Genomic DNA, 17,946 nt, shown 5'->3' on the forward strand with positions numbered 1-17,946 from the left:
AAAAAAACCTCAGTGCGAACACTGAGGTTTTTTAGTTTTGGTGGCCTGGACGGGGATCGAACCTGTGACACGCGGATTTTCAATCCGCTGCTCTACCAACTGAGCTACCGGGCCGGTAAGGGTGAAATTCTAGCACAAAGGTGCCGTTATGCAGCCCGTTTTGGCTTAGATAAATCCACGCCCAGCTGCTTGAGCTTGCGGTACAAATGCGTGCGCTCTAAGCCAGTTTTATCAGCCACGCGCGTCATCGAACCGTTTTCTTGGGTCAGGTGATATTCAAAATAGGCACGCTCAAATGCATCACGCGCTTCACGCAGGGGTTGCTCTAAATCAAAGCTCTGATGGGTGGGGGGCAGCACCACCGCTTGAGGTGCGGCATTGACTGCGCTGCCATCTTTGCTGGCAACCATGTTGACGCCTTTGACGGCGGCCACCGCCACGGGCTTGCGTGCCAAAGCTTGCTCGACGGCCTTCAGCAGCTTTTGCAGGGTGATGGGTTTTTCTAAGAAAGCTTGTGCGCCAATGCGGGTCGCTTCTACCGCGGTGTCAATGGTGGCGTGGCCACTCATCATGATGACGGGCATGTTCAGCAAGCCAGCGCCGGCCCATTCTTTGAGCAGGGTCACGCCATCGGTGTCGGGCATCCAAATGTCGAGCAAGACCAAATCAGGGCGAGCCGCTTGGCGGGCCAAGCGTGCTTGCGCTGCGTTTTCTGCTACTTCTACCGCATGGCCTTCGTCGTTGAGGATCTCAAACAAGAGGTCCCGAATGCCCAATTCGTCATCCACCACCAAAATGTTCGCCATGTCTAATCGTGTCTCGCTGAATTAAAGAAGTTGGGTTTGTTGCGATTTCGCAACTGTGAATGATAGCGACACTTGCGCCCCTATCACTCGCCCCTCTGATTCGCGATTTTTCAGGTCAATGCGGGCCGAATGTTCGTCAGCAATTTTCTTTACCACAGCCAAACCAAGGCCTGTACCTCGCGCCTTGGTAGTGACATAGGGCTCAAAGGCACGGTTCAAAATTTTGGGTGGAAAGCCAGGTCCGTTGTCACGCACCAGCAGTCGCACGCGGCCAGATGTGGCCACCATTTGTGTGGCGATCGACACGGTGGGATGCGCCTGGCCCTCGGTGGCATCTTGTGCGTTTTGCAGCAGGTTGTGCACCACTTGGCGCAACTGCTGCGCATCTCCCATGATCAAAGGACACGCTGCATCAAGGTGGGCATGCACCGGTACGTCGGCGTTTTCTGCGCCGTAAAGCTGCATGACGTCTTGCACCAAGGCATTGAGGTCCAGCGGTTTGAGGTCAGCCACGGGCAATCGCGCGTAATCGCGAAACTCATTGACCAAGCGTTTCATGGCATCCACTTGATCCACGATGGTTTTGACTGACTTGTTCAGAATCAGTTGCTCGGACTCTTGCAGCTTGCCCGTGAGCTTCATTTCTAAGCGCTCAGCTGACAGCTGAATGGGGGTGAGCGGGTTTTTAATTTCATGCGCCAGTCGACGCGCCACCTCGCCCCAGGCTTGCGCACGTTGGGCAGAAACGATTTCAGATATGTCGTCAAACACCAGCAAGCGGCCGTTGTTGGGTAGCACGGCGCCCCGCGCCAGCAGGGTGATGTGTTGCTGCGTATCGTCACTCAGCTGCACGGCGGGACTGATGGTGGTGGCATGCAACTCAAACGATTGTTGCCAGTGGTCTAGGCCATGTTGGCTGCGCTCGCCCAAGAAGCCGTCAAACTCGCGGCGCACATGTTCGGCAAACTCAACCAACCCTTCAATGTCACTCAACGCTCGACCTTCCCACGCGGCCAGTGGCACACGCAAGATGCGCGTGGCCCCAGGGTTGGATGATTTGATACGGCCATCCTCGGTCAACACAATCACACCGGCGGTGAGGTTGTCGAGGATGGTTTGCAAGTTGGCACGCGAGGTGTGCACTTGCAGCATGCTTCGGTCGACCGAGGATCGTGCGTCGGCCAGCTGCTGCGTCATGACCGCAAATGAACGTGTGAGGCCCCCCAACTCATCGCGGCCTTGCAAAGCGGGCTTGGGGCTTAGATCTCCAGCCGCTACATCACGCACGCCTTCTGCCAGCATCAGCAAGGGCCGCGCCAATTGATTGCCCAGCAGCACGGCCAACAGCACCGCACCAAAGACGGCCAAAAACAGACTCAGCGTCAAGGTGCCGATGTACATGCTGCGCAGCCCCTCGCGTCCCAACGCTCGCTCTTGGTACTCGCGATAGGCCACCTCCACCGCCAAGGCGTTGCTCACCAAGGTGGGTGGCAAGGCCTTGGTGACTTGTAAAACTCGCGGTTCAATCAACAGTCCCAATCCGGACGGTGCCACCAGCACAAGTGCGCGGATACGGGCTTTGGCTGTGCCCTGAATTTCGGCCTCATCCAAGCCATCGATGACGGTGACCATGCTTTGCGTTTTCACCAGCCGCAGCTGCAAAGAGGTGGGTCGGTCTGGGTTGATTTTGTAACGCGACTCGCCCGCGCTTGCTATGGCTTGGCCTGAGGTACTCCACAAAATAACATCGTCGGCGCTCAGCTGGTCCTTCAATCGCTCTAGCGCAATGCCGACCGAGGCGTCGGGCAGGTCGTTGATTTGTGCACTGGCAGCACGCGTTTTTTGCCCCAAGTCGTTGGCCAAGGTGTCCAGTGTGGTGCGTCCCAAATTGAGGCCCGCATCTAGGGCTCCTTCCACCTTCACATCAAACCAGCTTTCAATAGATCGCGACACGAATTGGTAGGAAACGCTGTAAATCAGCAGCCCTGGCATAAAACCCACCAAAGCAAATGTGGCTGCGATTTTCAGCAACAAGCGACTGCCAAATTTGCCTTGACGCAAGCGCATCATCAAGCGCATGGACAACCAGGCGATAACACCCATCAACAAGGTGGCCACCACCACGTTCAAGCCAAACAGTTGGCGATAGTTACGCTCATAAAGCTGGCGGTTGTCGGTCGCTTGGGTCAATAGAAACAACAACACCAAGCCCAGCCCCAGCGCAACGGCTGCGCTAACAACCAACAACCACCGCAACTGAAAGCTGGAAAGGCGTGTGCGCTTTTCAGCTAACTCAATCATGGCTTGAGCTCCAAGCGCTGTGTTTTGTTGTAGCCAATGTTCCAGTCACTCTGCCCAGCCAGACCGATTTGCATCGGACGCGGCAGCTGTTTGAGGTCGAGCTTGAAATTGATACTGATGGTTTGTTTGGCTTCTGGGTTGTAGTCTGTTGCGTTGGCGATGCGCCATTGGGCGATACGGCGCACGGCATTGATGGCGTCTTCTGCCGTGTCGTAGCTTTGTCCTAAGCTGACGCCCAAGCCGCTGACGTTGAAGGCTTGCGGCGAAATATTGACGCGCCAGCGGCGCGTGAGCGGTTGGTAAAACAAACGCACATGACGCTCGGCAAATGCCACGCGCTGGTTGTAGAAATACCAGCGCTCTTGTCTAATTTCAACCTCGGTCACAAAGTAAAGCGTGATGCCCTTCTGCAAGGCATCTTCCAAGGCGCTGGGTAGCTCGAACTGCCATGTGCCAGACATGTAGAGCGCTGCCTCTTGGCGGTCTAGCTTCAGCTCCTGCAACTCCACTGCCGTGTCTGCTTGCGCCACCCCTGCCAACATCAGGCTAAGAGCCAAACACAGCCAACGACCGCGCTTGACGATGCCCCGAAAGAGCAGCTCAAGACGTGGGAAGTTTTTCCAGCAGTGCGTAGTAAAAGCCATCGTGATCACCGGGTAGATTGTCGGTGAGCGCGGCGCTTGTGGCGACACTTTGCGGTCTTAAATGCCCCAAGGAGGGCAGTAAACGGGCATTGGTGTTGTGTTCAACAAACGTTTTGGCTTGGTTCTCGCCCTCGGCGCTGAAAACCGAACAGGTGCAGTACAGCAAACGTCCGCCTGGTTTGACCAAAGGCCACAGTTGTTTGAGCAGGTTTTTTTGAATGGCTGCGAGCTTGTCGATGTCGGCCTCGCGACGCAACCAACGCACATCGGGGTGGCGGCGCACGATACCCGAAGCGGTGCACGGTGCATCTAACAAAATAGCATCAAACAACTGACCGTCCCACCAGGTTTTGGTTTGTGCAGCGTCAGCAGCAATGACCTTGGCCGTGCGGCCAATGCGCTGCATGTTTTGCACAATGCGCTCGCAACGTTGCGGGTCAATGTCAAGTGCCACAACTTCTGATGTGTCGTTGAGCAGCTCTAACAAATGGGCGGTTTTACCGCCGGGTGCGGCACACGCATCCAGCACGCGCAGTGCCTGGCCGGCTGGCGCTAAATCTTTGAGCAACAGTTGCGAGGCACATTGCGCAGCCGCGTCTTGCACAGAGCACAAGCCTTCAGCAAAGCCAGGGATGTCACGCACGCCATGCGCTTGGTCAAGCACCAAGCCTTGTTGACCCACCGCTTGCGATGTCAAGCCGTGGTTGTCCCAATCTATTTTCAAGGCGTCACGGCTGATGCCCGCGGTGTTGACGCGCAGGGTCATGGGCGCCGCTTGGTTGTTGGCGCGCAAAATGTCTTGCCAATGGTCAGGATGGTCTTTTTGCAGACGCTTGATCCACCACTCGGGGTGGTTCCATTTCGCGTGCACATCGTTGTCGGTGGCTTTCACCAAGGCATCGCGTTCTCGCAAAAAGCGTCGTAAGCAGGCATTTAAAAAGTTGGCTTGCATGGCCAAGCTGCGTGTGTTTTTGGCTGCTTCCACCGCTTGATTCACCAAGGTGTGAGGCTCGTAGGGTGCGTTCTCTGGATCCCACGCCAAAGCCAGTGCCGTGCACAGCAAGGCATCGGGCAAGGGAGCAGGCGCACGCGACGCCAATTGCGCACGCAATGCTTGCGCACGTCCGAGCTGACGCAGCGCCTGAAACAGCAAAGCTTGCACGCCAGGGCGCAAAGCCGAAGGCACAGCATCTAGGGCTGCTGTGCCAGACACACCACGCCGCACTTGCGCCAAGGCTTGGGCCACAGCTTGCAGCTGCTGCCACAGTGGGACAGATGTGTGTGTGTGATCATTCATTCCAATAGGCGTCCGGGCTTGAACTTGAACATGCGCGCCATCCACGTGGCAGGAAACATGTCAATCGATTCGTTGTACTGGGTCACAGCTTGGTTGAAACGCTGCAAATCTGGTTGAATGGAAATGCCCAGTTCAGTCCAACGCTGCGTCAGCTCGGCTGGCACAGCCACGTAGTAGACATCGGGGTGTGTGAGCGACTCCCAAGCTTCTTGTAAGTCACGGCTGGTCGCCACCAAAGCGATGGCAGATGCAGGCTCTAGCGGATGCTCTTGCATACGCGCCAAGGCCATAGCCGATAAATTAGCGGCCACTTGCAAGCGCGTCCAATGACTGGCACCCAACTCGGGCGACACCGCGGTTCGCCAGCCTGAAGGCGCGGTGACCGCTGCAGTGGTGGACTCTTGGACCAGGGCTTGGTAGCGCAGCATGAGCTCTTCGAGCACAGCAAATTGTTTGTTTACCGCCGTGCGCAAGCCCACCAAGCGACGGTAAGCACCCACGCTCCAAAACAACATCACGGCTACGAACAGCCAAAACCACCACGCGTCTAGCATGTTGAACTCCTTGTACTTTTACGGTTGAGCCCAAACAACAAAGGCCCTTTCGGGCCTTTGTTGAGAGGGTCACTTTACGCTGCTTCGCCAGCGCCGTGATCGACTTGAGTTTCTTCTTCAGAAGACTCTCCAGCCAACTCAGCGGCTTCAGCATCCGCAATAGCACGGCGCTCAGCGTCGTCCATCGCATCTTTGACCTTGCGGGCTTTGTGATAAGCCATACCCGTGCCTGCAGGAATCAGGCGACCGACGATGACGTTTTCTTTCAAACCACGCAATTCGTCGCGCTTGCCCATGATGGCCGCCTCGGTCAACACACGTGTGGTTTCTTGGAAAGAAGCCGCAGAGATGAACGAGTCAGTCGACAAGGACGCTTTGGTGATGCCCAACAACAAGTTGGTGAAAGTTGTGGGGATTTTTCCATCACGTTGCAACGCTTCGTTGGTGTTCAGAATTTCTGAACGCTCCACTTGTTCGCCCGCAATGTAGTTGGAATCACCCACGCTTTCGACCACGACACGACGCAACATTTGACGCACGATCACTTCAATGTGCTTGTCGTTGATCTTCACGCCTTGCAAACGGTACACGTCTTGCACTTCGTCGACGATGTAGCGAGCCAACTCTTCCATACCGAGCAAACGCAAGATGTCCTGTGGGTCGGCTGGGCCGTCCACTACGCTCTCGCCTTTGTTGACCACTTGGCCTTCGTGCACCAAGATGTTTTTCTCTTTAGGAATGAGTTCGTCCCACACTTTGCCTTCTGGGTCCGTGATCTGCAAACGAACCTTGCCTTTGGTTTCTTTACCAAACGACACGGTACCGGTCATCTCAGCCAACATGCCCTTGTCTTTAGGACTGCGTGCTTCGAACAGCTCAGCCACACGTGGCAAACCGCCGGTAATGTCGCGGGTCTTTTGACCTTCCACAGGGATACGCGCCAAGACTTCGCCTGGGCCCACATCCATGCCGTCGCGCACTTGAAGCAACGCACCGATTTGGAAGCCAATCGTCACGGGGTGGTCTGTGCCAGGGATCTTCACTTCTTTGCCCGACGCATCGATCAGCTTGACCTGTGGGCGAACCACTTTGGTTGCGCCGCGACGTTTCGGATCAATCACCACCAAGGTGGACAAGCCAGTAACTTCGTCCATTTGCTTGGCCACAGTGAGGCCTTCTTCGACGTTTTCGAATTGCACCTTACCGGCAAATTCAGTGATGATGGGTCGTGTCAATGGATCCCAGTTGGCCAATATAACGCCGGCCTTGATGGTTTGATCTGGCTTGATAGCCAAGATGGCACCGTACGGCACTTTGTGACGCTCGCGCTCACGGCCGTGTTCGTCGTGGATGACGATCTCGCCAGAGCGAGAAATCACCACCAACTCACCTTTGGTGTTGGACACATAGCGCATGGTGGCGTTAAAGCCAATCACGCCGTTTGATTTGGCTTCGACGCTAGACGCGACAGCTGCACGCGACGCTGCACCACCGATGTGGAACGTACGCATGGTTAGCTGTGTACCGGGTTCACCGATGGACTGCGCAGCAATGATGCCCACGGCCTCACCGATGTTGATCAAATCACCACGGCCCAAATCGCGGCCGTAGCAACTGGCGCACAGACCAAAACGGGTTTCGCAGGTCAGGGCGGTGCGTACTTTGACTTCGTCAACGCCCATCGCTTCCAGCTCGTCCAGCATGTCCTCGTCCAACATGACACCCGTCTTGACCAAAACCGCACGAGTTTCCGGGTGCAGCACATCGTCAACCAAGGTACGGCCCAATGCGCGGTCGCGCAAGGATTCGATCACTTCTCCGCCTTCAACAATAGCGCGCATGACCGAGCCATTATGCGTACCGCAATCGTGTTCGGTCACGACCAAGTCTTGCACCACATCGCACAAGCGGCGTGTCAAGTAGCCCGAGTTGGCGGTCTTCAACGCCGTGTCGGCCAGGCCTTTACGTGCACCGTGGGTGGAAATAAAGTACTGCAACACGTTCAGACCTTCACGGAAGTTCGCCGTGATGGGTGTCTCAATGATGGAGCCGTCAGGCTTGGCCATCAGTCCACGCATACCGGCCAACTGGCGGATCTGAGCGGCTGAACCGCGAGCGCCAGAGTCGGCCATCATGTAGATGGAGTTGAACGATTCTTGCTCGACTTCGTTGCCGTGACGGTCGATGGTCTTCTCTTTGCGGAGTTGGTCCATCATCACTTTTGACACAGCGTCGCCGGCCTTACCCCAGATGTCCACCACCTTGTTGTAACGTTCGCCAGAAGTCACCAAACCGGACACGTATTGTTGTTCGATGTCTTTGACTTCTTTTTCCGAAGCGCTAATGATGGCGCCTTTTTCTGGCGGCACCAACATGTCATCGATGGCAATCGAGATACCCGCGCGCGTAGCCAAACGGAAACCGTTTTGCAACAGCTTGTCGGCGAACACCACGGTTTCTTTCAAACCGCACTTACGGAATGACACGTTGATGAGCTTAGAAATTTCTTTCTTCTTCAACGCTTTGTTGACGTTGGAGAAAGGCAAGCCCTTGGGCAAAATTTCTGACAACAAAGCACGACCCACTGTGGTGTCAACCAAGCTGGTGGTTGGGACGAACTCACCGGTTTCTTTGTCTTTGTTCCACTCGGTCAAGCGCACGGCCACTTTGGCGGTCAACTCGACCACGCCAGCGTCCAAAGCGCGTTGCACTTCGGTCAGGTTGGCAAACACCAAGCCTTCGCCCTTGCCGTTGATACGGTCGCGGGTGGCGTAGTACAAGCCCAACACGACGTCTTGAGAAGGAACAATCGATGGTTCACCGTTGGCAGGGAACAAGATGTTGTTCGATGCCAGCATCAAGGTGCGTGCTTCCATCTGTGCTTCCACAGACAACGGCACGTGAACAGCCATTTGGTCACCGTCAAAGTCGGCGTTGAACGCTGAACAAACGAGTGGGTGCAACTGAATGGCTTTGCCTTCGATCAAGATCGGCTCGAACGCTTGAATACCCAAGCGGTGCAGCGTAGGCGCACGGTTCAACATGACGGGGTGCTCTTTGATCACCTCTTCCAAGATGTCCCACACCACGGCTGAGCCGGATTCAACTTCTTTCTTTGCCGCCTTGATGGTGGTCGCGATGCCCAAGGCTTCGAGACGCGAGAAGATGAAAGGCTTGAACAACTCGAGCGCCATCAACTTGGGCAAACCGCACTGATGCAGTTTCAAAGTTGGGCCCACGGTAATCACTGAACGACCTGAGTAGTCGACGCGCTTACCCAACAAGTTTTGACGGAAACGACCGCTCTTGCCTTTGATCATGTCAGCCAGTGACTTCAAGGCACGCTTGTTGGCGCCTGTCATGGCCTTGCCGCGACGGCCGTTGTCCAGCAAGCTGTCCACGGCTTCTTGCAACATACGCTTTTCGTTGCGTGCAATGATTTCTGGCGCCTTCAGCTCAAGCAAACGACGCAGACGACTGTTGCGGTTGATCACGCGACGGTACAAGTCATTCAAGTCGGAAGTCGCAAAACGACCGCCATCCAACGGCACCAAGGGGCGCAAATCAGGTGGCAACACGGGCAAGACGGTCAACACCATCCACTCGGGCTTGATGCCAGACTTCTTGAACGCTTCCATCAATTTCAAACGCTTGGCGTTTTTCTTGATCTTGAGCTCAGATCCGGTGAGGTCGTTACGCAACTTGTCGATTTCAGCGTCGAGGTCGAGTCCTTCGAGCAAATCTTTGATGCCCTCAGCGCCCATTTTGGCAATGAATTCGTCACCGTACTCCACCACTTTGGCTTCGTAGTCGTCTTCCGTCATGATGCCGAATTTCTTCAAAGGCGTCATGCCGGGGTCGGTCACAACATAGGCCTCAAAGTACAACACGCGTTCGATATCACGCAGGGTCATGTCGAGCACGAGGCCCAAACGTGAGGGCAGTGACTTCAAGAACCAGATGTGAGCGCAAGGTGCGGCCAGGTCGATGTGACCCATACGCTCGCGACGCACCTTTGTTTGTGTGACTTCAACGCCGCACTTCTCGCAAATGACGCCACGGTGCTTGAGGCGTTTGTATTTGCCGCACAAGCATTCGTAGTCTTTGATAGGGCCAAAGATCTTGGCGCAAAACAAACCATCGCGCTCTGGCTTGAAGGTGCGGTAGTTGATGGTTTCTGGCTTTTTCACTTCGCCGAAAGACCATGAACGGATCTTTTCGGGGGAAGCCATGCCAATTTTGATGGCATCGAAATGCTCATCGGGCGTGAACTGCTTGAACAGGTCGAGTAATGATTTCATGTTTTAAATCCTTCTTTTCGTCAAACCGCTTAAGCGCGGTCCAACTCAATGTCGATGCCCAATGAACGAATTTCTTTGACCAGCACGTTGAACGATTCGGGCATGCCCGCTTCGATCGAGTGCTCGCCTTTGACAATGCTCTCGTACACCTTGGTACGGCCTTGCACGTCGTCGGACTTGACGGTGAGCATTTCTTGCAATGTGTAAGACGCGCCGTAAGCTTCCAAAGCCCACACCTCCATCTCACCGAAACGCTGGCCACCAAACTGCGCCTTACCACCCAGCGGCTGCTGTGTGACCAAGCTGTAGGGACCAGTAGAACGCGCGTGCATCTTGTCGTCAACCAAATGGTGGAGTTTCAAGAAGTGCATGTAGCCAATGGTGGTGGGACGCTCGAAAGCTTCACCTGTTCGGCCATCAAACAAGTTCGCTTGAGTGCGTGTGGCAGTCAGACCCTTCGCCTTGGCGATGTCATCTGGGTAAGCCAACTTCAACATAGTGCGGATGTCTTCTTCTGCAGCGCCGTCAAACACGGGCGTTGCAAAAGGTACACCGTTGGTCAAGTTGCCAGCCATCTCGACGATTTGTGCGTCGTTGAGTTTGCTCAGGTCTTCCTTGCGGCCAGAACCGTTGTAGAGCTCTTCCATGAAGGTGCGAATTTCAGTTGCCTTGGCTTCTGCTTGGAGCATGTTGCCAATGCGTTGACCGATACCCTTGCCCGCCCAACCCAAGTGAACTTCCAACACCTGACCCACGTTCATACGTGAAGGAACGCCTAGTGGGTTCAACACGATGTCGCAAGGTGTGCCGTCGGCCATGTAAGGCATGTCTTCGACCGGAACGATCTTGGACACCACGCCTTTGTTACCGTGACGGCCGGCCATCTTGTCGCCCGGTTGCAAGCGACGCTTGACAGCCAAGTAGACCTTGACCATTTTCAACACGCCTGCTGGCAACTCGTCGCCTTGCGTCAATTTCTTGCGCTTCTCTTCGAAGGCCAAGTCAAAACGGTGACGGGTTTGCTCCATCGCGTTTTTGATGCTTTCCAACTGACCTGCAGTTTCTTCATCAGAGGGGCGGATGTCGAACCAGTGGAACTTCTCGACAGAAGCCATATAAGCCTTGTCGATCTTGCTGCCCTTGGCCAACTTGTTAGGGCCGCCATTGGCGGTTTTGCCGTTCAAGAGTTTTTCGATACGGTCAAACGCGTCAGCTTCCACGATGCGGAGCTGGTCGTTCAAGTCGAGGCGGAAACGCTTGAGTTCGTCATCAATAATTTGCTGGGCACGCTTGTCACGCACGATGCCTTCACGGGTGAAGACTTGCACGTCGATGACCGTACCTTGCGAGCCTTGGCTCACGCGCAAAGAGGTGTCTTTGACATCGCTGGCTTTTTCACCAAAGATCGCGCGCAACAGCTTCTCTTCTGGTGTCAGCGTGGTTTCACCTTTGGGGGTGACCTTGCCGACCAGTGTGTCGCCAGGCTGCACTTCTGCACCCACGTAGATGATGCCGGAGTCATCCAAACGGTTGAGCTGTTGCTCAGCCAAGTTAGGAATATCGCGAGTAATTTCTTCAGCACCCAACTTGGTATCACGAGCCATCACCACGAGTTCTTCGATATGGATCGAGGTGTAGCGGTCTTCTGCCACCACGCGCTCACTGATCAAGATCGAGTCTTCGAAGTTGTAGCCGTTCCAAGGCATGAACGCGATCAACATGTTTTGACCAATGGCGATTTCGCCGAGGTCAGTTGATGCGCCGTCAGCAATCACGTCGCCCTTGGCGATCTTGTCGCCGCGCTTGACGATCGGACGTTGATGGATGTTGGTGTTTTGGTTAGAACGTTGGTACTTGATCAGGTTGTAGATGTCCACGCCCACTTCGCCAGCAGTTGCTTCGGCGTCGTTTACACGAACCACAACGCGAGTTGCATCAACGTAGTCGACCACACCGCCGCGAGTGGCCGTGACCACCGTGCCAGAGTCGACAGCAGCAACGCGCTCGATACCGGTACCGACCATTGGCTTTTCTGGACGCAACACAGGCACGGCTTGGCGTGACATGTTGGCACCCATCAAGGCGCGGTTGGCGTCATCGTGCTCGAGGAACGGAACCAAAGACGCCGCCACTGACACGATCTGTGCTGGAGACACGTCCATGTACTGAATGCGCTCTGCGCCGCACAAAATGGATTCGCCGTTTTCACGGGCAGACACCAAGTCGCCAGTCAGCTTGCCGTCTTTGTCCAAAGCCGCGTTGGCCTGAGCGATGACGTATTTGCCTTCTTCGATAGCGGACAAGTAATCGATGTCCATCGTCACTTTGGCATCGACCACGCGACGGTAGGGGGTTTCAATGAAACCGTACTCGTTCAAGCGGGCGTACAAAGCCAAAGAGTTGATCAAACCAATGTTTGGACCTTCTGGTGTTTCGATGGGACACACACGACCGTAGTGGGTGACGTGCACGTCACGTACTTCAAAGCCAGCGCGTTCGCGCGTCAAACCGCCTGGGCCCAAAGCTGAGACACGACGCTTGTGCGTGATCTCGGCCAGTGGGTTGGTTTGGTCCATGAACTGTGACAACTGCGATGCGCCAAAGAACTCTTTAAGCGCAGCAGAAATTGGCTTGGAGTTGATCAAGTCGTGGGGCATAAGCGGCTCTTGCTCGGCTTGACCCAAACGCTCTTTCACGGCTTTTTCAATACGTGCCAAACCTGTGCGGTATTGGTTTTCGGCCAATTCGCCCACGCAACGCACGCGACGGTTACCCAAGTGGTCGATGTCATCGACTTCGCCACGGCCGTTGCGCAAGTCGACCAAGATTTTCACCACAGACAAGATGTCGTCGTTGGTCAAAACCATGGGGCCTGTTGATTCAGCAGTGCCCACTTTGGCGTTGAACTTCATACGACCCACGCGCGACAAATCGTACGTGTCTGGGTTGTAGAACAAACGTTGGAACAGGGCTTGCACCGCGTCTTCAGTGGGCGGCTCGCCTGGGCGCATCATGCGATAGATGGCAACGCGTGCAGCAAATTCGTCCACGGTTTCGTCAGTACGCAATGTTTGCGAAATGTAAGCACCTTGGTCGAGTTCGTTGGTGTAGATACATTGCAGATCTTGCACACCTGCTTCGCGCAATTTCTTGAGTAAGGCTTCTGTCAATTCGTCGTTGGCACGGGCGATCAACTCACCTGTGTCGCTGTCGATGATGTTTTTGGCCAACACGCGACCCACCAGAAAGTCTTCTGGCACGCTGATGTGCGTAGTTTTACTCTCGTCCAACTCGCGGGTGTGACGCACAGTCACGCGCTTGTCTTTGGCAACAATCACTTTGCCCGACTTGTCGGTGATATCAAATCGCGCCACTTCGCCGCGCAGACGCTCGGCCACAAATTCCATTTGTGCGCCGCTATCCATCAAGCGGAAGTTGTCGTTCACAAAGAAGTTGGCGAGGATGGTTTCTGGGGTCAGGCCGATGGCCTTCAACAGAATAGAAACGGGCATCTTGCGGCGACGGTCGACGCGGAAGTAAAGCAAGTCTTTGGGATCGAATTCGAAGTCGAGCCACGAACCGCGGTAAGGGATGATGCGTGCGCTGAACAACAATTTGCCAGAGCTGTGTGTCTTACCCTTGTCGTGCTCAAAGAACACGCCAGGAGAACGGTGCAACTGAGACACGATCACGCGCTCGGTACCGTTGATGATGAATGAGCCTTTGTCGGTCATCAAAGGCACTTCGCCCATGTAGACCTCTTGCTCTTTCACTTCCTTGACCACTTTGGACTGTGGTGTCGAAGACTCACGGTCGTAAATGATGAGTTGCACGCGAGCGCGCACAGCTGAAGAGAACGTTAAACCACGGGTTTGGCATTCGCGCACGTCAAAAGCGGGCTTGGCCAAGTTGTATTCGAGATATTTCATCTCGACAAAACCGTTGTGCGAGACGATCGGGAATGCAGCTTCAAAAGCAGCTTGCAGACCTTCGTTGGTTCGCTTTTTAGGAACGACATCAGCTTGCAAGAACGCGGTGTACGCGTCTTTTTGCATTTGCAACAAATATGGGATTTCCAGCACGCTGTCGCGGCTGCCGAAACTCTTGCGGATGCGCTTGCGTTCGGTGTATGAGTAGGACTGACTATGGGCCATGAGATCTCCGGGCTTGATCTTTCAGAACTGTTTGCTGCATGAGACATCACGTCCCATACATCAGGCTTGGCGGCTGGCCTCTACCAGCGTTGGCGGACGGTTGCGCATTGCACGCAACCCGAACCAAGGCATCTTCTGCAGTTGGGGTCAGAAGACACTCAAAAACATCTTGGGGGATTCCGCTCAAGACAGTTTTTGGGTGCGCTCTGTAAGCACAGAAGGCTGGAGGCCCTTAGGGGGCACTCCAGCCTCATGGGAGAACCGAATTACTTCAGTTCAACCTTAGCGCCAGCTTCCTCAAGCTTCTTCTTGGCGGCTTCTGCGTCAGCCTTTGACACGGCTTCTTTAACGGCCTTAGGAGCACCGTCCACCACGTCTTTGGCTTCTTTCAAGCCAAGGCCAGTGATTTCGCGAACCGCTTTAATCACGGACACTTTGTTTGCTCCGCAATCCAACAAGATCACGTTGAATTCCGTTTGCTCTTCAGCTGCAGCAGCACCGCCGCCACCGCCAGCAGCGGGAGCAGCCATAGCAGCTGCGCTCACGCCAAACTTCTCTTCGATGGCTTTCACCAAATCGTTGAGTTCCAAGACCGTCATGCTGTCAAGCGCGGTCAAAAATGCGTCTTTATCGAATGCCATTTTTATTTCCTAACAATTAGTTAAAACACGAGCTGCGCATTAAGCGGCAGCTGTTTCGCCTTTTTGAGCAGCCAAAGCGCCCAACACCACTGCGGTGCGAGACATAGGCGACATCAACAAGCCACACAACTGAGCCATCAACACTTCTTTCGAAGGGATGCTTGCCAATTGCTTAACGCCGTTCGCGTCCAAAGCTTTACCACCGTAAACACCACCGCGAATTACCAACTTGTCGTTGGTTTTCGCGAAGTTAGCCACCACCTTAGCGGCGGCAATTGCGTCAACAGAGAAGCCATAGATCAGCGGACCGGTCATCTGGTCGGCAACAATTTCAAACGAGCTACCAATCACAGCACGACGTGCGAGTGTGTTTTTCAACACGCTCAGGCTCACACCGTTGCTACGCGCTTGGTTGCGCAATTTAGTCATGTCAGCGACCGTGATGCCGCGGTATTCCGCAATCACCAGCGTTTGAGCTTGGGCGGCGAGCGTGGTCACTTCTGAAATGACCGCTTCTTTCTCACTGCGATTAAGACTCAAGGTCTACTCCTTTAAATGTGTCTTCAGGCCTCTGCACTTTGCATTTACCCGTCAACACGCCACTTTTGCAGCGACCTAACTGTCAGGAAGAATTCCGTCGAGCGGGATCGCCATCTGCGTTGGTCAATCAAATTAAGCGGGGCATGCCCCACACCAACGGTCTTGGATGGCCTGTGCAACTCCGTAGAGTTACCGCAGCCCACCACTCTAGGCAGCGCTGACGCGCCACCCGGATTTTTGAACGCTATTTAAGCGACCAGTGTTTGCACGTCCACGCGCACACCCACACCCATGGTGGATGACACGGCAACTTTGCGCAGATAGATACCCTTGCTAGATGCAGGCTTGGCCTTGTTTAAGGCCTCGATCAATGCAACCAAGTTGCCTTGCAGTTTGTCTGTGTCGAATGAGCGACGACCGATGGTGCCATGCACGATACCGGCTTTGTCAACGCGGAACTGGACTTGACCAGCTTTTGCGTTGCGCACAGCGGTTGCGACGTCAGGCGTCACAGTGCCGACTTTGGGGTTAGGCATCAGACCGCGCGGGCCCAAGATTTGACCCAAAGTACCCACAACGCGCATCGCGTCAGGGGCAGCAATCACCACGTCGAAAGGCATATCACCCGCCTTAACCATAGCGGCCAAGTCGTCCATGCCCACGATGTCAGCACCAGCGGCTTTGGCTTCTTCAGCTTTAGCACCTTGGGCGAACACGGCTACGCGCGCAGTTTTACCTGTGCCGTTAGGCAAGACCACGGCGCCACGCACCACTTGGTCAGATTTCTTAGCATCAATACCGAGTTGCACAGCAACGTCGATGGACTCGTCGAATTTGGCAGTAGCGCACTCTTTGACCATGCCCAAAGCATCGACCAAAGCGTACAGCTTGGTGCTGTCCACTTTGCCTTCGAAGGCTTTTTGTTTCTTAGTCAACTTAGACATTTACACGCCCTCCACAGTGACGCCCATCGAACGGGCTGAGCCGGCGATGATGCGAACAGCTGCGTCCAAATCGGACGCGTTCAAGTCTTCCATCTTGGCTTTGGCGATCTCTTCGAGCTGAGCACGTGTGATCTTGCCAACCTTGTCGACGTGTGGGCGAGCAGAACCCTTGTCGAGCTTGATAGCCTTTTTGATCAAGGTCGTCGCTGGCGGCGTCTTGATGATGAAGGTGAATGATTTATCTGCAAACGCAGTGATGACCACTGGCAATGGCAGACCTGGCTCAACGCCTTGGGTCTGGGCGTTAAACGCCTTACAGAATTCCATGATGTTCAAACCACGTTGACCCAATGCTGGGCCAATCGGTGGCGATGGATTGGCTTTACCTGCTGGTACTTGCAGCTTGATAAAACCGACGATTTTTTTCGCCATGCTTTTCTCCTGACGGGTGCAAACGTTCTTGCGAACTCCCCGGGGGTTAACGACTCACCTCAAAAATTTAGCACCGAGTCGGGAAGCGCTAAACAACAAATTTCTCAAGCGATCAGGTCTTTTCAATCTGACCAAATTCCAATTCCACAGGTGTGGCGCGGCCAAAGATGGTGACTGAGACGCGCACTTTGCTCTTCTCGTAGTTCACCTCTTCAACTGTGCCGTTGAAGTCGGTGAACGGGCCGTCGTTAACACGGATTAGTTCGCCCGCCATGAACTCAACTTTGTGACGCGGTTTATCGGCCCCGTCTTGCATTTGACTGACGATTTTCTGAACTTCAGCTTCAGAAATAGGAGCAGGACGGTTCTTAGCGCCACCCACAAACCCGGTCACCTTGTTGGTGTGCTTCACCAAGTGCCAGGACTCATCATCCATGACCATTTCGACGAACACGTAGCCAGGGAAAAACTTGCGCTCAGCCGTGCGGCGCTGGCCGTTTTTCATTTCCACAACCTCTTCGGTGGGCACCAAGATGCGACCGAATTTGGTTTCCATCCCTGCGCGTGCAATGCTTTCGCGGATGTTGCGCTCAACAGCCTTTTCCATACCTGAATAGGCATGGACCACGTACCAGCGAAAATCCGGATTCACGTAAGGAGGTGGCGTTTCGGCCGCATCAGCTGCGGCGTTATCGATGATGTCGTCAGTCATTATTTTTTCCAGCCCAGAATCAGGTCATAAAACACCCATTCGAGGGTCTTATCGGTCAGCCACAAGAACAGCGCCATGATCACCACAAAGGCAAACACATACAAAGTCATTTGGGTCGACTCTTTGCGTGTTGGCCACACAACCTTGTTGACCTCACGCCACGCGTCATTACCAAAAGCCACCAACTGGCGACCTGGCAAGGACAGCAAAAACACAACGACCGCAGCCACCAAGCCACCGACCAAGGTGAGCCACTGAATGATTTGCCCTTGCTCAGTCAGCGCATAAAAGCCGGCCAGGGCAGCCACGACCAACGCCACCACCAAGACAAGTTTGGCCTTGTCGGCGGTAGTCGTGACGTTTTCAATATTTGCTGCAGACATGGATGAGGATTTTCCTGTACCGTTTTTATGTGTTGTTTAAGACACCGAAGCCCACCATCATGGCGGGCTTTGGTAAACCACTGAACTTTAGTGCTTTAGTGGCAGGGGCGGAGGGAATCGAACCCCCATCGACGGTTTTGGAAACCGCAACTTTACCACTAAGCTACGCCCCTAAATCTAGTGATTAGGCAATGATCTTAGCAACCACACCAGCGCCAACCGTCTTTCCGCCTTCGC

Annotated in this window: 13 protein-coding genes and 2 tRNA genes; all 15 read right to left on the reverse strand. The window is 54.6% G+C overall.

Annotated features, from left to right (window positions below; all coding sequences use genetic code 11):
• Positions 1–38 precede the first annotated feature (38 nt).
• Positions 39–114: transfer RNA gene (locus ABWP81_RS10600), tRNA-Phe, on the reverse strand.
• 32 nt (positions 115–146) lie between these two features.
• The gene (locus ABWP81_RS10605; RefSeq protein ID WP_353136853.1) at positions 147–806 is read right to left on the reverse strand and encodes a response regulator; all 660 of its coding nucleotides are present in this window, start codon (positions 804–806) and stop codon (positions 147–149) included.
• A 21-nt stretch (positions 807–827) separates the two neighbouring features.
• A complete protein-coding gene (locus ABWP81_RS10610; protein ID WP_353141650.1) occupies positions 828–3,107 on the reverse strand; it encodes a sensor histidine kinase in 2,280 nt (759 codons plus the stop codon).
• A complete protein-coding gene (locus ABWP81_RS10615; protein WP_353136847.1) occupies positions 3,104–3,751 on the reverse strand; it encodes a DUF4390 domain-containing protein in 648 nt (215 codons plus the stop codon). Before ABWP81_RS10615 ends, ABWP81_RS10610 begins: the two co-directional genes overlap by 4 nt.
• The gene (rsmB, locus tag ABWP81_RS10620) at positions 3,708–5,048 is read right to left on the reverse strand and encodes a 16S rRNA (cytosine(967)-C(5))-methyltransferase RsmB (RefSeq protein ID WP_353141652.1); all 1,341 of its coding nucleotides are present in this window, start codon (positions 5,046–5,048) and stop codon (positions 3,708–3,710) included. The genes ABWP81_RS10615 and rsmB overlap by 44 nt, the downstream gene beginning before the upstream one ends.
• Positions 5,045–5,602 carry a LemA family protein gene (locus tag ABWP81_RS10625; RefSeq protein ID WP_353136841.1) on the reverse strand — a complete coding sequence of 186 codons (558 nt, stop codon included), beginning with the start codon at positions 5,600–5,602 and terminating at the stop codon, positions 5,045–5,047. Before ABWP81_RS10625 ends, rsmB begins: the two co-directional genes overlap by 4 nt.
• Before the next feature lie 74 nt (positions 5,603–5,676).
• Complete coding sequence (gene rpoC / locus ABWP81_RS10630) at positions 5,677–9,903, reverse strand: DNA-directed RNA polymerase subunit beta' (RefSeq protein WP_353141654.1); 4,227 nt, start codon at positions 9,901–9,903, stop codon at positions 5,677–5,679.
• A gap of 29 nt (positions 9,904–9,932) precedes the next feature.
• A complete protein-coding gene (gene rpoB / locus ABWP81_RS10635; RefSeq protein WP_353136589.1) occupies positions 9,933–14,057 on the reverse strand; it encodes a DNA-directed RNA polymerase subunit beta in 4,125 nt (1,374 codons plus the stop codon).
• A gap of 266 nt (positions 14,058–14,323) precedes the next feature.
• Entirely contained in the window at positions 14,324–14,698 is a 375-nt protein-coding gene (gene rplL, locus ABWP81_RS10640) for a 50S ribosomal protein L7/L12 (RefSeq protein WP_353136586.1), read from the reverse strand.
• Between the two features lie 39 nt (positions 14,699–14,737).
• Positions 14,738–15,238 carry a 50S ribosomal protein L10 gene (gene rplJ, locus ABWP81_RS10645; RefSeq protein WP_353141655.1) on the reverse strand — a complete coding sequence of 167 codons (501 nt, stop codon included), beginning with the start codon at positions 15,236–15,238 and terminating at the stop codon, positions 14,738–14,740.
• Positions 15,239–15,486: 248 nt separating this feature from the next.
• Positions 15,487–16,182, reverse strand: a complete 696-nt coding sequence (rplA, locus tag ABWP81_RS10650; RefSeq protein WP_353136580.1) for a 50S ribosomal protein L1 — start codon at positions 16,180–16,182, stop codon at positions 15,487–15,489.
• Complete coding sequence (rplK, locus tag ABWP81_RS10655; RefSeq protein ID WP_353141657.1) at positions 16,183–16,614, reverse strand: 50S ribosomal protein L11; 432 nt, start codon at positions 16,612–16,614, stop codon at positions 16,183–16,185.
• A 112-nt stretch (positions 16,615–16,726) separates the two neighbouring features.
• Positions 16,727–17,326, reverse strand: a complete 600-nt coding sequence (nusG, locus tag ABWP81_RS10660) for a transcription termination/antitermination protein NusG (RefSeq protein ID WP_353137161.1) — start codon at positions 17,324–17,326, stop codon at positions 16,727–16,729.
• Positions 17,326–17,709: a preprotein translocase subunit SecE gene (gene secE, locus ABWP81_RS10665; RefSeq protein WP_353141659.1), complete on the reverse strand. Its 384-nt coding sequence runs from the start codon at positions 17,707–17,709 to the stop codon at positions 17,326–17,328. The genes nusG and secE overlap by 1 nt, the downstream gene beginning before the upstream one ends.
• A gap of 99 nt (positions 17,710–17,808) precedes the next feature.
• A tRNA-Trp gene (locus tag ABWP81_RS10670) sits at positions 17,809–17,882 on the reverse strand.
• Between the last annotated feature and the right edge of the window lie 64 nt (positions 17,883–17,946).

Origin of the sequence: Limnohabitans sp. (assembly GCF_040401135.1) — a bacterium.
Classification (GTDB): Bacteria; Pseudomonadota; Gammaproteobacteria; order Burkholderiales; family Burkholderiaceae_C; genus Limnohabitans.